The sequence below is a fragment of the Bacillus massiliigorillae genome, from assembly GCF_000380245.2.
Classification (GTDB): domain Bacteria; phylum Bacillota; class Bacilli; order Bacillales; family DSM-1321; genus Bacillus_AD; species Bacillus_AD massiliigorillae.
Map to the genome: position 1 here is coordinate 2710986 of NZ_HG428741.1, position 18570 is coordinate 2729555.

General features: G+C 35.1%; 15 protein-coding genes. 9 read left to right on the forward strand and 6 right to left on the reverse strand.

From position 1 onward, the window contains the following. Positions 1-494: 494 nt before the first annotated feature. The 6 genes from TX86_RS12555 to TX86_RS12580 all read left to right on the forward strand — a co-directional run bounded on the left by TX86_RS12555 (position 495) and on the right by TX86_RS12580 (position 8086). Positions 495-2231, forward strand: coding sequence for a B12-binding domain-containing radical SAM protein (locus TX86_RS12555; RefSeq protein WP_042349140.1), 1737 nt, complete (start codon positions 495-497; stop codon positions 2229-2231). Between the two features lie 412 nt (positions 2232-2643). Further along, positions 2644-3561 (forward strand): cytochrome aa3 quinol oxidase subunit II, encoded by a 918-nt coding sequence (gene qoxA, locus TX86_RS12560; protein WP_042349141.1) that lies wholly within the window; start codon positions 2644-2646, stop codon positions 3559-3561. Positions 3562-3616: 55 nt separating this feature from the next. After that, positions 3617-5575, forward strand: coding sequence for a cytochrome aa3 quinol oxidase subunit I (qoxB, locus tag TX86_RS12565; protein WP_439096764.1), 1959 nt, complete (start codon positions 3617-3619; stop codon positions 5573-5575). After that, on the forward strand, positions 5575-6171 hold the full coding sequence (locus TX86_RS12570; RefSeq protein ID WP_042349142.1) for a cytochrome c oxidase subunit 3: 597 nt from the start codon (positions 5575-5577) through the stop codon (positions 6169-6171). Before qoxB ends, TX86_RS12570 begins: the two co-directional genes overlap by 1 nt. Before the next feature lies 1 nt (position 6172). After that, positions 6173-6454 carry a cytochrome aa3 quinol oxidase subunit IV gene (gene qoxD / locus TX86_RS12575; RefSeq protein WP_042349143.1) on the forward strand — a complete coding sequence of 94 codons (282 nt, stop codon included), beginning with the start codon at positions 6173-6175 and terminating at the stop codon, positions 6452-6454. A 333-nt stretch (positions 6455-6787) separates the two neighbouring features. Next, a complete protein-coding gene (locus tag TX86_RS12580) occupies positions 6788-8086 on the forward strand; it encodes an MFS transporter (protein WP_195892892.1) in 1299 nt (432 codons plus the stop codon). A gap of 792 nt (positions 8087-8878) precedes the next feature. Here the strand turns inward: TX86_RS12580 and phnW are convergent. The 4 genes from phnW to TX86_RS12600 all read right to left on the reverse strand — a co-directional run bounded on the left by phnW (position 8879) and on the right by TX86_RS12600 (position 13734). Further along, positions 8879-10003, reverse strand: a complete 1125-nt coding sequence (gene phnW, locus TX86_RS12585; RefSeq protein ID WP_042349145.1) for a 2-aminoethylphosphonate--pyruvate transaminase — start codon at positions 10001-10003, stop codon at positions 8879-8881. Positions 10004-10026: 23 nt separating this feature from the next. Beyond that, positions 10027-10842 carry a phosphonoacetaldehyde hydrolase gene (gene phnX, locus TX86_RS12590; protein ID WP_042349146.1) on the reverse strand — a complete coding sequence of 272 codons (816 nt, stop codon included), beginning with the start codon at positions 10840-10842 and terminating at the stop codon, positions 10027-10029. A gap of 210 nt (positions 10843-11052) precedes the next feature. Further along, positions 11053-12405, reverse strand: a complete 1353-nt coding sequence (locus TX86_RS12595; RefSeq protein WP_042350449.1) for a TrkH family potassium uptake protein — start codon at positions 12403-12405, stop codon at positions 11053-11055. 108 nt (positions 12406-12513) lie between these two features. Next, a complete protein-coding gene (locus TX86_RS12600; protein ID WP_042349147.1) occupies positions 12514-13734 on the reverse strand; it encodes an NAD(P)/FAD-dependent oxidoreductase in 1221 nt (406 codons plus the stop codon). Positions 13735-13928: 194 nt separating this feature from the next. Here TX86_RS12600 and TX86_RS12605 point away from each other — a divergent pair, with 194 nt between their 5' ends. From TX86_RS12605 to TX86_RS12615, 3 genes are all read left to right on the forward strand, one after another. Then, positions 13929-14120, forward strand: coding sequence for an alpha/beta-type small acid-soluble spore protein (locus tag TX86_RS12605; protein ID WP_042349148.1), 192 nt, complete (start codon positions 13929-13931; stop codon positions 14118-14120). Between the two features lie 144 nt (positions 14121-14264). Continuing rightward, entirely contained in the window at positions 14265-14834 is a 570-nt protein-coding gene (locus tag TX86_RS12610; RefSeq protein ID WP_042349149.1) for a TetR/AcrR family transcriptional regulator, read from the forward strand. A gap of 61 nt (positions 14835-14895) precedes the next feature. Beyond that, entirely contained in the window at positions 14896-15831 is a 936-nt protein-coding gene (locus TX86_RS12615) for an NAD-dependent epimerase/dehydratase family protein (protein ID WP_336469857.1), read from the forward strand. Positions 15832-15891: 60 nt separating this feature from the next. Here TX86_RS12615 and TX86_RS12620 read toward each other — a convergent pair whose 3' ends face one another. Next, positions 15892-16668 (reverse strand): TerC family protein, encoded by a 777-nt coding sequence (locus tag TX86_RS12620; RefSeq protein ID WP_042349151.1) that lies wholly within the window; start codon positions 16666-16668, stop codon positions 15892-15894. A gap of 328 nt (positions 16669-16996) precedes the next feature. Further along, positions 16997-18541: an aldehyde dehydrogenase family protein gene (locus TX86_RS12630; protein WP_042349153.1), complete on the reverse strand. Its 1545-nt coding sequence runs from the start codon at positions 18539-18541 to the stop codon at positions 16997-16999. Positions 18542-18570: the final 29 nt, after the last annotated feature.

Genomic DNA, 18570 nt, shown 5'->3' on the forward strand with positions numbered 1-18570 from the left:
GTATTTGGATGTAAATTACTCAATTGGTTATTAATAGGATAAAATATTGTTACCTTATTAGGTTTTCATTCACATAATATTCCTTGTTCTTTACAAAATTAAATAACATGATATAATACACAATTTTCCAATCGAGGTGTATTTACCTATAAATAACCGATAATATCAAGAAATTCGAGAGTATTTACCTATTCAAAAACTACTTTTCTAGCTTATTTGTTGTGTTCAAAGAAATTTCATATTTCTAAAAAAGAATAAATTAGTCGTTTTCTCCTCATCTATATAACTCACTTTTACATTTCTCTTCATGAATCTATACTCAATTTCTTACAATAAACACATACTAAACACTACTTATTGCTAGTTTGTTTCCTTATAAAGTTTAAAGTATTACTTCACTACTCAATAATCGAGCTATCACTTTCTAAAGAACTGTCTATACTTATGATAAAATACATTCATACAAGAATAAGAAAGGGGTAATCTTTTCAAACATGAAAGTAATTGCCGCTACATTAAACGCAAAATATATTCACACTAGTTTATCGATTCGTTACTTAAAAGCTTATGCCGAACCTGAGTACACTATTGAACTCGCTGAATATACAATTAAAGATCCAGTCATTAACATTGTTACTGACCTTCACTCTAGAAAGCCTGATGTTATTGGATTCAGTTGTTATATTTGGAATATTGAAGAAACAATTAAAGTCGTCCATATGCTAAAGAAAATCAATCCTGAACTCATTATTGTATTTGGAGGTCCAGAAGTTACCTACGATATTGAAGACTGGCTAGAGCGCCTTCCAGATGTCGATTATTTCGTTCTTGGAGAAGGTGAAACAACGTTTAAACAGTTGCTTGACTATATAGATGGTCAAGAGGCAATTGAAAACATTTATGGCATTGCCTATAAAGAAAATGACAAACAAGTCATTAGGCTGCAAAAAGATAAGTTGAACTTAAAAAACATTCCGTCACCTTATCACTTTGAGGAAGATCGCAGTGAATTAGGGAAACGTGTCGTTTATATGGAAACAAGTCGTGGTTGTCCATTTAGTTGTCAGTTTTGTTTATCGTCTATAGAAGTAGGTGTGCGTTACTTCGATAGAGAAGAAATTAAAGAAGATATTCGATACTTATTGAATAATGGTGCTAAAACGATTAAATTCGTTGATCGTACATTTAATATTAGCCGTCGCTATGCTATGGACATGTTTCAATTTTTAATTGATGAGCACTTACCAGGCACAGTATTTCAATTCGAAATTACCGCCGATATCATGCGTCCAGAAGTTATTCAATTTTTGAACGACAATGCTCCTGCTGGACTTTTCCGCTTTGAAATTGGGGTACAATCAACGAATGATTATACGAATGAGCTTGTTATGAGAAAACAAAATTTTGAGAAATTAACTCGAACTGTCACGATGGTAAAAGAAGGTGGCAAAATAGATCAACATCTTGACTTAATTGCTGGTCTTCCTGAAGAAAACTATGATTCCTTCAAAAAAACTTTCAACGATGTATTTGCGTTAGAGCCTGAAGAACTACAATTAGGTTTTCTTAAAATGCTTCGTGGTACCGGACTACGCATTAGAAGTGAGCAATATGGTTATGTGTATAGTAACTATGCTCCATATGAAATCGTCGCTAACAATGTTTTAACATTTGATGAAATCATTAAAATTAAACAAGTTGAAGATGTACTTGAGAAATATTGGAACGATCACCGTATGGACCAAACCGTTACTTATTTAACAGATGAGATTTTCCCAACACCATTTGATTTCTTCCAACAATTCGGTACCTTCTGGGAAGAAAAAGGTTGGTCTAAAATTGGTCATCAACTAGAGGATTTATTTAAACGTTTGGAATTATTTTTGGAGCAATCATCCATAGGAGAAACTAGTCATATCAAAGACTTGATGAAATATGATTACTTTCTACATTCCAAATATAAACCGAGAAAACCTTGGTGGGAGCCAACACTTAATAAAGAAGATCGAGCACGACTATATCAGGTGATTTTAGATAATCCTACTCTTCTTGGAGAAGAGTTTACTGCCCTAAAATTAAATCAAAAAGATTTGTTCAAACATACGATACTTGAAAAAATTTCGAGCCCCGTTCAAAAATTAGACAAAAGTACATCCAACAGCAACGAAGTTTTACTAGCATATTTCCCCCCTTCTGGAAAAGGTAGTAAATTATTCACAGGAATTTTGTAAAAAAAGACCGTCAACTATACTTTGACGGTCTTTTTTTCAATTTATTAATATAAATCCAGACGCATCTTTTGATAATTTTAGTTTTTTCCTTTAAAATTAAATATTATATCAAAATAATTAACATTCAAAAAAATCCGTTAATAACATAGAAATATTGGTTACATTATTTACCAATAGAACCAATTACAGACTTCACAAAAATGACACAAGGCTTTTTTGTTTGTATTTTTCGAATACAATAATTATTATAAAGAGCAGGGTATGTGAACATTGAAACGCTATACCTAGATAGTTACAAATAAGGTGAGATTTTGGTAGTTGATTTGGCGGGTTAAAATCTTGTCATACTGCTATATCATCTTATTTTTAACAAACTTATAATCTATTAACTACTTAAGAAAGGGGTACAAACATGAAAACGAAATTAGCACTCATCACTTCATTTCTCTTCTCAACTATTGTATTGTCTGGTTGTGAGAGAGCAGTGGTATTTAGACCTAATGGTCCAGTTTCCGAAATGTTGGCTAAAACAATCAACACTTCAGCGATAATCCTATTTGCAATATTAGCGATTGTCTGTGCATTATTCGCCTTTATGTTAATTAAGTACAGAGCTTCAAAACTACCAAAAGATTACGAGCCACCTGAAATGGAAGGTAGTACAGTATTGGAAATTGTTTGGACAGCTATTCCAATCATTATTGTAATAATCTTATCTGTTATTACTGTTAAAACAACTTATAGTCATGAAGGAGTTCCAGAAGGTTATGAAGATCAAAAACCACTTGTAATTTACGCTTCATCATCTGATTGGAAATGGCATTTCAGTTATCCTGAACAAGGTATTGAAACCGTAAACTATGTAAACTTACCAGTTAAACGTCCAGTTGAATTCCGTATTTACTCTTTCGGACCAATCTCAAGTTTATGGATTCCTCAACTTGGTGGTCAAAAATATGGTATGAGTGACATGGTTACAAAAGTTACTTATGTTGCAGATATACCAATGTCAATGGAAGGTAAAAACTCAAGCTTTACAGGTCGTGGTTTCGAGAAGATGACTTTCGAAGCATTATCAATGTCATCACAAGATTTCGATCAATGGGTAAAAGATGTTAAAGCCAATGAACCCAAATTAACAGAGAAGAAATTTGATAAACTGTTAGATACTGATTTTGTTGGTAGACAATCTTATTCTTCAACTCACTTAGATTTTAGCCCTCCTCCTGAAGGACGTAATGCTGGCCACAATCATGGTGATGGTGATGATGAAGATATGAATATGCCTGGTGATGCTGGTAATGAAGATCACTCACAGCACGAAAAATAAAATTTAATTAATAAGAACTGTAAAAATACAGCTTTTGAGAAAGGAGCTACTCATTGTGAATGTGAAATGGGAAGATTATTTTCTTTTTTTACACGGTGATCCATTTATTATAGCAGCAACGATTAGTATCGTTCTTGGTGGTATAGCAGTTGTAGCTGGCCTCACATATTTTAAGAAATGGCGCTGGTTAAAAGATGAATGGCTTACAACGGTTGATCATAAAAAAATCGGTATTATGTACATTTTAGTTGCTCTAATCATGCTATTCCGTGGTGGAGTAGATGCAATTATGATGAGAGCGCAAACTGCAATTCCTGAAAATGGATTATTAGATGCACAGCATTATAATGAAATTTTCACAACGCACGGCTTGGTTATGATTCTTTTCATGGCGATGCCATTCGTAATTGGATTAATTAACATCGTTGTTCCATTACAAATTGGAGCTCGTGATGTTGCGTTTCCATATTTAAATGCAGTAAGTTTCTGGTTATTCGTTGCCGGATGTATTCTATTAAATGTTTCATTTATTTTCGGTGGTTCACCTGATGCTGGTTGGACATCTTATTTCCCTCTGGCAAGTGAGCAATTCAGCCCAACAGTAGGAACGAACTATTATAGTTTATCCCTACAGTTATCAGGTCTTGGGACATTGATAACGGGTATTAACTTTATCACTACTATTATGAAAATGCGTGCTCCTGGTATGACACTAATGAAAATGCCAATGTTTACATGGTCTATCTTAATTACATGTATCATTATCATCTTCGCATTCCCTGTGTTAACAGTTGCTCTTGCTATGATGTTGTTTGACCGTTTATTCGGTTCTCAATTCTTTACAATGTCTGACGGCGGTATGGATATGCTATGGGCCAACCTATTCTGGGTATGGGGACATCCTGAGGTATATATCGTTATCCTACCTGCCTTCGGAATATTCAGTGAAGTTATTTCTACATTCTCTAGAAAACAGCTTTACGGTTACAAATCAATGGTATTTAGTATGGTTGCCATTTCTCTTTTATCATTCACTGTATGGGTTCACCATTTCTATACAATGGGTCAAGGAGCACTGGCTAACTCATTCTTCTCAATTACAACAATGTTAATTGCTGTACCTACCGGGGTAAAAATCTTTAACTGGTTAGGAACGATGTATAAAGGTAAGATTGAGATTACAACACCTATGTTATATACTCTAGCGTTCATTCCAATTTTCACTCTTGGAGGAATAACTGGGGTTGCATTAGCTATGGCAAGTGCGGATTATCAATATCATAATACGCTATTCTTAGTAGCTCACTTCCACTATGTACTTATTCCTGGTACAGTATTCGCTGTATTAGCTGGTATGTATTACTGGTGGCCATTATTGTTCGGATTCAAACTGAACGAAAAGCTTGGAAAAATTGCATTCTGGTTAATCGCAATTTTCTTCAACGTAACATTCTTACCATTATTCTTCTTAGGATTAAATGGTGCAACACGTCGTATGAGCACGTATTCTGAGGCAACTGGATACGGTCCTTTACAATTACTATCTTTCGTTGGTGCGCTAGGATTAACAGTTGGTTTCCTTGTTCTAGTTTATGGTATCTACTGGAGTGTCCGTTACGAGCCACGCTTAACAAAAGCAGATCCTTGGAATGCAAGAACACTTGAGTGGAGCACAAGCTTCCCAGTACCTTACTACAACTTTGCTAAAACACCAACAGTAAAAAGTGTTGAAGCTTGGTGGGATCACAAGAAAGGTAAACATAAGCTTTATGCAGATGGACCATATCAAGAAATCCATATGCCAAGCAACAGCTTTGTACCTTTCGTAATGGCTATGTTCTTTATGGCATCGGCATTTTGTTTAGTCTTTGGTTGGTGGCAGTTAGCGCTTGTCTTTGCTATCGGAATTCCTGTCTCCTTATTTGCTCGCTCATTCAGCAAGGATCATGGATACCACATCAAAGTTAAAGAAATCGAGGAAATCGAAAGCAAACTTATGCGAGGTGATAAGTAATGAAAGTAGATCACTCTCTACCTCTAGAATATAGTACCGAAGAAAATCGATTAAAGATTTACGGATTTTGGATTTTTCTAGGCGCGGAAATTGTACTTTTCGCTACCCTATTTACGGTCTATTTCATTATGGAAAATCGTACTGGAAGCGGGCCTACTGGAAACGATATTTTCGCTATTGGCGGCGTACTAGCTGAAACAATTATGCTTTTAACTAGTAGTTTTACAATCGGTATTGCAATTCATGCAATGCGTTTGGGCATGAAAAAAGCAATGATGACAATGTTTGGTATTACTCTAGCTCTTGGTGCAGGATTCGTTGCTTACGAGATTTATGAGTTCTTCCATTATGTACATGAAGGTGCTGCTCTACAAACGAGTGGATTCACATCTACATTATTAACAACACTTGGTACTCACGGAGGCCACGTAACATTTGGTTTATTCTGGGGTATCGCTATTATGATTCAATTTGCTAAACGTGGAATAAATGCTGCTACAGCTAACAAAGCATTTATCTTCTCACTATACTGGCATTTCCTAGATGTAGTTTGGATCTTCATCTTCAGCTTTATTTACCTGAAAGGACTGATGTAAAATGGCAAAGTTATTTCCTAAAGCCCATGTAATCGGCTTCTTGTCTTCACTCATTTTAACAGCTGCCGCTTTCTCAGTCGTAACACTCGACCTTTCATTCGGAGCTGAGATGGCAATACTACTTGTAACTGCTATAATTCAAGCAAGTTTACAATTATTCCTATTCATGCATATTGGTGAATCTGATGATAGAAAAGATCTTTATATCAATATTGCATATGCAGTATTTGTTGGTTTAGTTACAATTCTTGGATCAATCTTCGTAATGGTTTGGGGCTGGTAATTTACCATGTTAAACAGCTAGGGCATCGACATGCCCTAGCTGTTTTTTAATTTATTAATATATTACCCTTCTCCACTATCTCCTTCCATATCAAATCGGTCTCCCTCTCAGCTCCCTACACGCTACTATTCATTTCTATTATATTGGTTTGTAAATTGGTTTCACTTTGATTTAATTGGATTTTGCGACTTTTGTTAAAAAAATATGAAGAATATTCCCTTTATTCTTAATAACATCTTTACGTGAACCAAATAAACTACATATTTTTTGATGCTATACTTTTCACGAACTTAGAAAATATCTTTCAATTCAAGTATGAAAAGGAGCATAAATATGCAGATTACGAAACGAACAAGACGCAAAGCATTACTTGCAAGTGTAATAGGTAGCTCAATTGAATATTATGATTATTTACTTTATGGAACAGTTGCCGCGCTTGTATTCAATGAATTATTTTTCCCTACATTCGATCCTTTTATGGGAACATTAATTGCATTAGCTTCTTTTGGAATTCCATACTTCTTTAGACCACTCGGTGGAATTGTATTCAGTCATATTGGCGATAAAATTGGTAGAAAGAAGTCGCTTATTTTAACACTTGTTCTTATGGGTGGATCAACGGCACTTATTGGGCTGCTTCCAGATTACAATACTATCGGCATATGGGCCCCTGTTCTTCTTGTCACACTTCGTCTTATTCAAGGATTTGCTGTTGGTGGTGAATGGGGTGGCGCTGTTCTACTAGCTGTCGAATACTCAGATGATTCTAATAAAGGATTTGGTGGTAGTATCCCTATGATGGGCTGTTCAATCGGACTATTACTCGGAACTTTATCAATCTCACTTATGAGTTTATTACCTCACTCAGACTTCATTACATGGGGCTGGCGTGTTCCATTCGTATTAAGCATTGTTCTTGTGTTACTCGGACTTTGGATTCGAACTGGATTAGAAGAAACACCAGAGTTCGAAGAAGCGAAAAAACAAGGAAATGTCGTTAAATTACCGATTGTCGAAACGTTTATTCATCAACGAAAAGAAGTATTACTTGCTACAGGTGCCAAAGCTGTTGAATCAGCACCTTTCTATATTTTTTCTACGTTTATTATTACATATGCCACTAAGAACTTAGGAATGAATCAAACATCGGTTCTTACAGCTATTACAGTAGGTACTTTCGCTTCGACTTTCTTGATTCCTTTATTCGGTAGTCTGTCTGATCGAATTGGACGCAAGCCAGTTTTTATTATAGGAGCAGCTGGAATGATTCTATTTGCTTTTCCATATTTTTATATGGTTCAATTAAAGTCTGTATTATGGCTAACAATAGCCACGTTCATTGGCTATACACTATGGTCTATGATTACAGCCGTATTAGGTACTCTCTTCTCAGAATTGTTTAATGCTAATATTCGTTACACAGGCATATCCATAGGCTATCAACTAGGAGCTGCTATATTTGGAGGTACGGCACCACTGATATCTATCGCGTTAGTTAATGAGTTCAACAGCTGGACTCCAGTAGCTATTTACGTAATCTTCATCGCTAGCTTGGCTTTAGTTTGTATATACTTAATCAAAAACAATAATCAAGTAGAAAGTGAATCATACCAAGAAAAGAAAGTAATATAATGGTGTTCCCTTTATACAATATAAACAAAAAGGCTGAAACAGATTAATTCTTACCTGTTCAGCCTTTTTATGTCATATCATAACTCACTTGGCATAATAAAAGTATTGTCTATAAGAATAGTTAAAGCTGTATCACGTTATACCAACTAATTCTACATTTACTGCACCGTTCGTCTTACTACTATTCTCTATGACATTAATATCTTGATCATTAATTGCAGGCTTCCTTCCCTATTCGTTCGTTTCCACGAATGACTCCTCTTTCAAAAGTGGAAGGCTCACTCTTATTAAAAGGAACTTTCACCGTATCCTTTTTAACTTCTCTTCATTATCCAACTTTTCAATTTAGCTGCGAACTGTTTCTGTTACAGCTAAATCAGACACTTTTACTTTCACTACAACATCTAGGATTTCAAGAATTCTTCTTTACCATTCTTCACCAATATCAGACATCTACACACACTCTTTAGCTACTATTCTTTGCATGATTTCTTTGATACTGCCTTTAAGGCTACTATAGTTCTATAATGTTTCTGTCTAGAAAGTATAAAACACCCCCTATACTATCAAACAAACCCTATAATAAGAAAACCGTCACCGGGCCCTTTTTATTATAGGGTTTACTTCTTCTCCTTACTTCTAATCAAAAAGGACCCTGCTCGGTCGTAGGCCGAGCAAGGCAGGTGTAAAAGTTAGACACCACTCAAAATTATGTACACTCTTATTCTTTTTTTAAAAAACGAGTGAATATGTTAGCTCATTCACTCGCTCTTCTTCATAAATCTATTATCATTAGCACTCACACACTACTTGCGTACATTCTTTAATTGCTTTCACTAAACTTTCAATATCCTCTTTATTAACCTCACCAATATTTCCAATACGGAATGTATCAAAGTTGGTAACTTTTCCAGGATAAATCACATATCCCTTTTCTTTTAATGATTGATATAACTCTCGGAAAGAAAAGTTTCCTTCCTTCAGGTAATGAAATGATGTAATAATTGGTGACTGTAAATCAGCTTCTAAAAGTGTTTCATAGCCTAACTCTCTCATTCCTTCAACTAGTTTACGTTGACTATTGCTAAAACGCTCATATCTTTGCAATACTCCACCCTCTGCTTCAAGTTCTAGCAGTGCTTGATAGAAAGCTCGTACTGTATGTGTAGGAGAAGTAAATCGCCATTTACCATTATGCTTCTCCATCGTTTCCCATTGATCGTATAAATCAAGAGATAATGAACGAGCGTATCCTTTACATTGCTTCAACTCATCGATTTTGGCGATAACAAAACCAAAGCCTGGTACCCCTTGAATACACTTATTAGCGCTACTAATTAAATAATCAATACCAATAGCTTCCACATCAATCGGGATGCCACCAAAGCTACTCATCGCATCTACAATGTAAGTCTTTTCATATTTATTCACGATTTCTCCAATCGCTTCGATTGGATTCAACATACCTGTTGTGGTTTCACAATGAACAACTGCTACATGCGTAATATGTAAATCTTCTTGTAGCACCTTCTCTAACTCAGTTAAGTTCGGTTGCGATGTCTCACCACTATCAATAACCGTTACATCAATATGTAGCATTTGTGCAATTTGAGCAATCCGAGCACCATATACTCCATTAACTAAAACAACTAGTTTACCCTCTTTTGGTATTACACTACCTATAACTGATTCTACTGTAAATGTGCCGCTACCTTGCATTAAAACAGCTGAATATTGATTACTAGTTGAAGTTGCTAGCTGAACGAGCTTGCTTCTAATATCTTGAACAAGATTATTATAATCAACATCCCAAGTACACCAATCTTTCATCATCACTTGTTTCACAGAACTCGATGTTGATAGAGGTCCTGGTGTTAATAATAAATACGGATTATTTTCATCTCTACGTCTAGTCATTTTATTGTACCCCTCTTTAATAATTAGTTAGTTGATTGTGTTAAACGCTGATTAATAATTGGAATAATATCTATTAAATTACTGATTTCATCTATTACATAGTGCGCTCCAGCATCTTTGAAACGTTTTGATACGATTTCCATTTTTTCTTGAAGTACATCATTAGGACAAGCATTCACTTCTTCTTCTGTCATTCCTAATTCATTACTCCCTTTAATTACACCAATCGTCCATACCCCAGCATTAACCCCTTCTTCAATGTCACTGATTGTATCCCCTACTTTAACGATTGTACGTAAAGGATATATTCCTAGATTCATGGCATTTTTATAGATCATCCATGGATAAGGTCGACCAGCTGGCACTTCATTAGGTGTTACTAATGAATCAGGTGTATACCCTTGCTTTTCCGCTTCCTTTGTAACGATCTCCATCATTTCTGCTGTATATCCTGTCGTTGAACCTATTGCTATATTTAATGCTTTCAACTCTTCTATTAAAGGTAAGAGACCTGGAACTAGCTTGCAGTATTGAGGTAGAGTAGCAAATAGCATCGGCTCAAACTGACTATATAGTTCATCGACATCATTTTTATCAGGAAACTTACCAAACTTCTCTTTCCATACGTTTGCAATTCGCTCCATCTGACACATTTCATTTATATGGGACCATTTTGCCGTTCCCATTGGTTTCCTCGCTTCTTCATGCGTTACTTCAATTCCCTTTTGCTTAAAAATTTCGATAAATACGTGTAGAGGAGAAAAACATCCATAGTCTACCGTAGTTCCAGCCCAGTCAAAAATAATTGCTTGTACATTGTTTGTTGAGCAATTTTGCATTATCTTTATGCCTCCTACTAACTGTTATTATGTTTTTTCTTTATTCACTTAATTACAAACTTATTTTAACATAATTACTTTGTTTTAATATGTTTTTACTTTGTTCTTTTTGTTTATTTTATTGTTTTAATGTTATTTTTTTGTTAAGAAACCACAAAAAATCAGCTGTAGTAAGCTAACAGCTGATTTTTCAATTCATATATTTTGATATTACCCAATAATAATACGCTCTTCTGGATAACGATATTTCACCTGCTTTTCTTTTCCACCAATCATAAAGATAAATGTAACAATACCTACTCGTCCAATGAACATACATACAATCAAAACAAACTTACCGAATGTAGATAGATCTGGTGTAATCCCCATCGAAAGCCCTGTCGTTCCGAATGCTGAACACACTTCAAATAGTATCTCTGTTAATGTAAAAGACTCTGTAATTGATAATGTAAATACAGCACCTACACAAATCGAGAAACCTGTTAACGACACAACAATAGCCTTACGAATATCTATTTCACTAATCTCTCTTTTAAAGACTTTTATACGTTTATTCCCACGGGCAAAATGGTACAAGAACAAGACATTTAGGGCTAATGTAGTCGTTCGAATACCACCACCAACTGAGCTTGGCGATGCACCAATAAACATTAAACCACTTAATAAAAGCAACGTCGGTTCTGAGAACTGACTAACATCCATAGTAGACAATCCACCACTTCGAGTCGAGACTGACTGAAAGAAAGCATAAAAAAAGCTTTCATGCCAACTTTTCCCCTGAAAAAAATGATTAAATTCTAGTAGGATAATCATAAAAGTTCCAAATATAATCAAAGCGAAGAATGTTACAGAAGTTAACTTTGCAAACAATGTAAATTGAAACTTAGCCGAGCTTTTATTAAAAAGAAAATTCTTTACTTCGACTAAAACAGGAAAACCAATAGCACCTAATATAATTAAGATTATATTAATAAATTGCACGAAATAATCATTAGCATACGGTATTAACGATGCCCCAGTTATATCAAAGCCACCATTTGTTGTCGCACTTACTGACATAAATGCTCCATGAAACAGTGCTTCAAAAGGATTGGAATAAAACTTTAATAAGTATACACCGAGAACAAGAGCGCCTATGACTTCAATTATAATAATCAGATATAACACTTGTCGTAATAATTGTACAAGTCCTGACAGAGAATAAAGGTTTTGGTCGGTCATAATGAGACGTCTTTCCTTAAAGCCTATCTTCTTTTTAAAAAGAAGCCACATAAATGTTCCGAGAGTCATAATACCAATTCCGCCAAACTGTAATACAAACATTAAAATAAAATCACCAGTTACACTAAATGTTTGCGAAATATCAATTGTAGTAAGCCCTGTTACACTAACAGCACTTGCCGCCACAAACAATGCATCAACAACTGATAATTCAACACCAGGCTTTAAAGCAACAGGTAATTTCAACAAAATTGTAGAAACCGTTACAGCGAGGAAATAATAAACAACAATTAGTTGTGCAGGGGTTAACTTGTTTAATAGATCCTTATTCAATTTCTGCATGAATGAAATCCTTTCAACAAAATCCAATGTTTTTTAAACAACCCTCTTATTGTAGTCGGTTTCAGTAGATTTTGTCCATGCATATACAATAACTTTTAAAATTCTTCATTACCTTTTAGTTGGTCTTTCCTTCATATAAAGATACGCATCTTTATGACTTCCAGTAAGAATAAGATCTCGTATAATTTGTGATAAAATAATACTATATACTGTTCCATTCCCTCCAAACCCTCGTAGAAAGAAGCTATTTGGATAATCATTGTATATTCCAATAGTCGGTAAACCGTCATGCGTTTCGCCAAAGAAAGCACCCCAATAATAATCCGCTTTTACTTTACCCTCCAATTCTGGAAAAAGCTCACATAATTGCTTTAGCAGTTGATCTCTTTTATGAATAATCATCGAATCTCGTTTCTCTACACGTGTAGTTGTTTCATCTAATCCACCTATAATAATTCGATGATCAATCGTTTGCCTTGCATATATGTATGGCCTTGCTGTCTCCCAAATCATCATGTTCTCGTACCAATTAGCTATCTCTCTAATAGGGTTTGTTGCAATTGCATAAGAACTCACAATAACACCATTAGGGTCCAACACTTCTTCCTGTGATTCATATCCTGTTGCATATATGACATATTCCGCTGTAATACTGCTGCCATTCTCTACATAAAGCATATTTTTATCAGCACTATGATCTTTTCGAATAATTTTGGAATGCTCATACACTCTCACACCATGATTATGAGCATAGTGAATGAGGCTTTGTGCATGCTTAAACGGATTTAACTCTGCATCACCATCAGTAATAATGGAAGCTGCTTTTGAAAAACCAAAATGTGATTGAATACGTTCTCTTGTCCAATATTCTGCTGGAAATCCATACTTTTTTAAGGTAGTAAACTCCTCTTCAAGCATAGGAACATCATTTTCAGTTGAAGCAAAATATAGACTCCGGCGACTTATAAAATCAGATTGATTTGACAGATTCGGAACTACTTGATTCTTTAACGTTTGTAACGCTTGTACACATAATGAATAGTGTCGCACTGCCGCCTCTTCACCAAATGAATGTATTGTAGACGTTAAGGTCTTATCATTACAATATTGTAATAACCCTGTATTCGCTCTCGTACTACCACAACAAATATCTCTTTTATCAACTAATACTACTGATAAATTCGTTTCGCTTAAGAAATAAGCACAATGAGCACCCGATGAACCACTTCCAATAATTAATACATCACATTCTATATTCTCCTCTAACTTTGGGTATACATATCCATTGAATGTATGATTCCAATACGTTTTGCCATTCGCTAAATCCACACTTCTCACCTACTTTCCCTTACTATTTCCAAACTTTCTTAAATTTAAAGCTGCTAATGTAGCAATTACTATAATTTTTCGTTACACGCATTTAAAGGAACGATTTCCATTAAAGCAGCAACATATAAAACATCGAAAGAATCATACTAAGCTTACAGAGGGAACTCTGTAAAACAAATAAAGGAGTGAATGGTATGTCAAGCAGCAACAAATTATTAGTTCCTGGTGTTGAACAAATGTTAAATCAATATAAATATGAAATAGCACAAGAATTTGGTGTTACTTTAGGTTCAGATACTTCATCTCGTGCTAATGGATCAGTTGGTGGAGAGATTACAAAACGTCTAGTACAACAAGCTCAATCTCAATTAAGCGGTAGTAAATAAGACAACTTCATATTTTGGCTTCGAGAGGCTGTCTTTGGACAGCCTCTCTATTTATTCTAACCAAAAATGATTATTTACATTTTTGGAATTATAAGGTATTGTTTAATTGAACAATGGTTAATTAATTAGAAAGGATGTTGCTTTATTACTGCTAGAAAAGCTGTAGACAACGAACTAACAAAAGATACAATAATGAAAGCTGCTAGAACACTTTTTCAAGAACAAGGCTATCGAAAAGTGTCCATGCGCCAAATAGCAAACGTCCTAGGATATAGTCATGGCTCAATCTATTATCATTTTAAGAATAAAGCTGAATTATTCTACGCATTGGTTGACCAAGATTTTGCAATGCTTGATGGATTTCTAAAAGAAGCGATGAATCAATCTTATGAGACATCTTATGAGCAATTACAAACCGTTTGCATGTGCTTTATCCATTTTTCCTTTACGTATAAAAGTCATTATGAAATGATGTTTCTAATTCAAGAAGTTGAGCTGGAAGGAATAAAAAATGCTGCCAATGAAAGCTATAATCATTTTGCCAAAGCTGTTTGGGAACTTTCCCCGAAGCATGCTAATGTTCATTCGGTATTTTCCTTATTTCTTTCATTACAGGGATTTATTACACACTATTTAAAGTCAGATGTAACATACAATGATATTGAAACTTTTGCAAAGGCTCACGTGGCTTTTATTACGAGAGGTTTAGTTTAGTTTAGTTTAATTTTTTTCACCGTTTAATTGACCATCGGTTAATAATGAGGAGAGATGAATAATGAAAGCTGTTGTTTTAGGTGCAAGTGGTGGAATGGGTTATGCTCTTGTAGAAGAATTGAGAGCACGAAAAATCAAAACGGTAGCTGCAGCCCGTAATCTTGAAAAACTACAAGCATACTTTCCATCGCAAGATATAATAAAAGCAAGTATAGATGTTTTTGACTTAGCTTCTTTAATACAAGAAACAAAAGATTGCACACATTTCTTTTTAACAGTAAATATTTCCTATTCTAAATGGGAAAAAGATCTTCCAATCATTTTTGGAAATGTTATTACTGCCGCTACAAAAAATAATGCGAAAATCATTCTTGTTGATAATATTTACGCGTATGGAGAAAGCAATAATAATATAGTATCCGAAGAGACACTTATGCAACCTCACACGAAAAAAGGGAAAATTAGACTTCAACTCGCAAACATGTTACATCTTTCTAATGTTCCTTACATCATCGCTCACTTTCCTGACTTCTATGGTCCAAATGCTATTAGTACGCTTCTTCATTATACTTTCGATCTGATAATTCAAAATAAAATGGCTAGATACCTTGGCGACCAAAAGATTGCCAGAGAATTCATTTATACTCCAGATGGTGCAAAAGCACTTTTAGAAATAGCTATAAATGAAGACAACTATAATCAGCATTGGAATATACCTGGTGCTGGCACCATTACAGGAGAAGAAATCATAGCAATCGCTAAATCACAAACGAACTATTCAAAAAAAGTAGGAACCGTAAATAAAAATATGCTAAGATTCATCGGATTATTTGATGCGCAACTAAAAGAAGCTGTTGAGCTTTACTATTTATTCGAAAGACCTGTCGTTTTAGATGGAAAAAAGTATGAAGAAAATATCGGTAAGCTTCCAGCTACCCCTTACTCTCAAGGAATTACTGAGACATTATCCTTTATGAAACGCTCCATACATTCTTAAAAACAAAAGTAAAAAAGCCTCTGTTGAATTTGTTTCAACAGAGGCTTTTTCAATTATTAGTTATGAGATACCTTTTTGTTCCTGATTTGTCTTCTTCTCTCGTGAAGTGAAAAATCCAATTGCGACAATTCCTAATAAAACTGCCCAGAATGTAACCTTCCACCCAAATGACTCAGGGAAATGATGAGGTAGAACGCCTACTGATGGATGAGCTAAAGCAATTACAGCTAACTTCACCCCTACCCAACCTACGATATAGAAAGCTGCTGTTTCTAGGCTTGGTCGTTTTTGTAAAATATCTACAAACAAGTGTGCCGCAAATCGCATAATTACGACTCCGATAAATCCGCCTAAGAACATCACGATGAATTGACCACCATCAATGTCACCTACAGTGAACCAACCTGTCGCTGGAAGTGTTTTAGCAAGTACAATCGCTGCTAACATCGAATCAATCGCAAATGCAATATCTGCAAGTTCTACTTTTACTACAGTCATCCAGAAACCTGAACCTTTACCTTGCTTCTGTGGTTCATACAATTCATCTTTATGCGCATATTTCTTATAAATATGATGAGCTGCTATAAATAATAAGTAAGCTGCACCGATTGCTTGAACCTGCCATATATTAACTAGATATGAGATTAAGAACAAACTTCCGATTCGAAATACAAACGCTCCTAAAAGTCCATAAAATAATGCTTTTCTTCTTTCTTCAGGTGGTAAATGCTTTACCATTACCGCTAGTACAACAGCGTTATCGGCGGCTAATAAACCTTCAAGTCCGATTAAAACAAGAAGAACCCAGCCATACTCTAATAAAATCGTTGCTTCCATTAATTATTCAACCTCCAATAGTTAGTGTTCTTCTTTTGTCTTTTTTGCACCAATCCAAAAATTGGATTTTTAGCAAACAAAAAAGACCCTTGCCTGCACTTATAAAAAAGTACAACGGCAAAGGTCTTGCTGAGCATAAAGTAAAAATTAATGCCAACAAAGCCGGAAGAAAAAAATTTCTACGAATTGACGACTTTGTTTTAGGGCGAACCCTAACGCTACTCCCCTTTGAAAAGGAACACTGTATTAATTTGTAATATCATTATATTTCATCATAAAATGTTTTGCAACACTTTAATAAAGAAATATTAAACTAGATTACTAATTTTTACTTACTTTTCTTTAAAAGGTTTAAGTAACTTTTTAGGAAACGAACCCATTTTCGTTGATTTCCATAAAAAGCTTCGATCATATTTTTAAAATCATCGAATTTCCCATTATAAGGATACCATTGAATTTCATTACTCTTCTTCCCTGCATCCTGCATTATCGCTTTTTCATGGCAGAACATACGTAAACCCTGTTCACCATGATATCTACCAACACCACTTTGTTTTGCTCCTCCGAAAGGTAAATGATGATTTGCTACAGAGATAATGACATCATTGATTATTACCGCTCCAGAAACAAGTTGTGAAGCTATTTGATTTGCTCTCTGTATATCATTTGACCATACACTTGCATTTAAGCCATACTCGCTTTTATTAGCTAAGTAAATTGCTTCTTGTTCATCCTTAAATGGAATAATTGGCATAATTGGACCAAAAGTCTCTTCTGAAACGATTTTCATATCATTCGTAATCGAAGATAAGACCATCGGTTGTAAGAACATCGAATCTTCATCCCAATCGGTAGGATTCTTCCCTGTTTCAAGAACCGCTCCTTTTACAAGCGCATCATTCACATGGTTTTTAACAATTTGAACTTGTGTGTGGAACGTCATACTTCCAACATCATGTTCTTTCGATGCCCCTTGTGTTAATGCAGCTACTTCTTTCTTTACTGCTGAAATAAACGGTTCATAAATGGTTTCATCTACATATAGCCTTTCCACACTCATGCATACTTGACCACTATTCGTAAATGCTCCCCAAACTGCACCTTTAGCTGCACGTTCAATATTAGCATCACGACAAACAATCATTGGATCTTTACCACCTAACTCTAACGTTACTGGAATAAGATGCTCAGCTGCTTGCTTTGCAATGATTTTCCCTGTAGCGACAGAGCCAGTAAAGAAAATATAATCTGGCTTCGAAGCAACGAGTGCTCCTCCTAACTCTTTGCCTCCATGAGCAAATTGCACCACACCTTCTGGAAAACCAGCTCGTTCAAATAGCTCTTCCATGTATTTACCTACATAAGGTGTTATTTCAGATGGTTTAGCAATGACCGTATTGCCTGAAACCAAAGCGCTTAAAATCGGTATCATTGATAGTTGAAAAGGATAATTCCAAGGGGAAATCACAAGAACGATTCCCCTCGGCATATATTCCACATACGATTTCTTTCCGATAAAGACAATTGGTGTTTTTACTTTTTGCCTTCGTAAAATAGCTTCCGCACTACTCTCTAAAAATTTCAGAAAATCTAGGACTGGCATAATATCAGCAACGAGCGCATCCATTTGTACTTTACCAGCGTCTTTCGCAATCACATCCGTTGTTTGATCAAGTTCTTGCAATATTACATTACGTAAATTCGCAAAATAGCTCAATCTCTTAGAAAAATCCATGCGACTCCATGTTTGAAATGCTTGTTTAGATTTAGCAACGAATGAATCAACTTCTGTTACATCTGTTTCATTCATTGTATAAATATGCTCGCCAGTCGAAGGTGAGTATACATCCCAGTGCTCCTTCGTCTTAGTCATATTCCCACCTGCTCTCTCATTTTCTTTTT